2 protein-coding genes and 1 pseudogene are annotated in these 1,837 nt (G+C 37.5%); all 3 read left to right on the top strand.

Annotated features, from left to right (window positions below):
* A pseudogene (locus HX124_RS18000) lies at window positions 1–201 on the top strand (hypothetical protein); the annotation flags it as partial.
* Complete coding sequence (locus tag HX124_RS18005) at window positions 194–1,093, top strand: phage replication initiator YdaU family protein (RefSeq protein WP_286384450.1); 900 nt, start codon at window positions 194–196, stop codon at window positions 1,091–1,093. The pseudogene HX124_RS18000 and the gene HX124_RS18005, both read left to right, overlap by 8 nt.
* The coding region (locus tag HX124_RS18010; protein ID WP_286384449.1) for a hypothetical protein at window positions 1,086–1,837 on the top strand (752 nt) is incomplete at its 3' end. The genes HX124_RS18005 and HX124_RS18010, both read left to right, overlap by 8 nt.

Raw genomic sequence — 1,837 nt, forward strand, 5'->3', positions numbered from 1 at the left:
CGTAAAGCCAATTTACGCAAAATCAATCGCCCTGAAAGCAATGCGATGGTATTGCAGCAAGAATTCATTGAATCACTGATGGATTTTCATCGGATCTCGCTCTGGTTAGCCAGTGAAATTGTCGCGAGTTTAATCCGTGCGAAGCGTGTTGCGAAGTACGGTCGTTTTCTACAGATCAAGGAAGGTGCTTCACATGAGTAAATTCGTACCCAACTCATTTCAGGTACCTAATGCTTTTGTAGATGAGGTCTTAGCTAAGATTTCAGATGCATCAAGCAAAATCTACCTAGTTATTTGTCGTAAAACGCGTGGCTGGAATAAAGAGATGGATTCTATCTCTTTAACTCAATTTGAAGAAATTACGGGTAAGTCTCGCCCAACAGTGATCAAGTGTTTACGTGAACTCATTAAGTTTGGTTTAGTTGTGGAATTGACCAGTACGTTCCACGGAAATACCTATAAATTAGGTGATGAAACAAGCATTGCAATGATGGTCAATTTCCCTAGTAAAAATATTTTACTAGGTGAAAATCAATCAAATGGGGGTAAAAAATCTTTACCTTTGCTAGTAAAAAATTTTAACTACGCTAGTAAAAATATTTTACCTCTACTAGTAAAAAATTTTTACACACAAAGTATCACTATCAAAAACAACTCTACAAAGAATAAAAAAATAAATAAAAAAAGTGAGCATGTTCCTGAACAACCCAAAGTGGGAACACAAACCCCATACGATCCGAAATCAACTGAATTACCAAATTCAATAGATCGTGATTTGTGGAACCAATTTGTTGATATGCGAATCAGCATTAAAAAACCACTGACGGCAAATGCGGTCAAACTCATTTTGAAAAAACTCGAGTCTTATGGTGTCTTGGCAAATCAATCTTTGGAAAACTCAATCATTGGGAGTTATCAGGGGGTATATCAACCAAAACCTGAAACACACTCCAATCATTTTCAAAACTCAAATACACCTGAAGAACCAGGTTATTTCTCTCAAATGTTCGTAGATCGTCAAGAGTCAAATGTAATCGATGTAACACCTGATGACCAAAATTTACCAATAGCAGGAGGTTTTTACTGTGAATAATCTAATTTGCCAAAACGATATCAAAATGCTGATTGCAACATTGAGAACGATTTACGCAACTCAGTTTAATAAAAACTTTCCTGCAGAAGGTAAAAATGCAATTCCAATGAATATGGTTGAGCAGATTGCATCAAACACATTGGCAGGTGTAATGCCACACCAGTTCCAACGAGGTTTGGTTTTACTGAGTACATCAGGTAAAACCTTCATGCCAAGCTTTGCCGAGTTCCGTACTTTGTGCATTGGCCAAGATTGGTGGAATGCTGAAAAAGCATGGGTGAAAGCCTGTGAGTACACCAAGATTATTGAGCACAAAGCAGTTGAAATTGAGAAAGGTATTTTTCAGTTCCAAGAAATCACCACGATCGCTAAATTTGCTTTAGATCAGGTAAGTCTATTGATTGCTGATGGTGAGATGCATCGAGCAAAAAGTGAATTCATGAGTGTTTACAGTGAATACTTGGCTGAAGCGCAATTAAAAGGGCGTGTCCAAGAATGGTACCAAGAACCAAGACAATTGACTTGGGATAATGATCAAGAGAAGCAAGTAGAACATGTTGCTGTTTCTAATGAAGAGGCTCAAAGGCATCTCAATGATTTAATGGCGAAGTGGAATCTGAAAAATAGAAAAATTCATAAACCACAAGAATTAAAACCGAAGGCTAAACCGTTGAACACGCCCATCATCAATGAATGGCCAGATCCATTTGAACAACCTGATGCGTATTTAAAACAATGCGAGTT

Source organism: Acinetobacter sp. 226-1 (assembly GCF_030329325.1).
Classification (GTDB): domain Bacteria; phylum Pseudomonadota; class Gammaproteobacteria; order Pseudomonadales; family Moraxellaceae; genus Acinetobacter; species Acinetobacter sichuanensis.

Bases quoted from the DNA above. Each gene is read 5' to 3' on its own strand.
- HX124_RS18005 (WP_286384450.1), top strand. From the start codon at position 194: ATGAGTAAATTCGTACCCAACTCATTTCAGGTACCTAATGCTTTTGTA.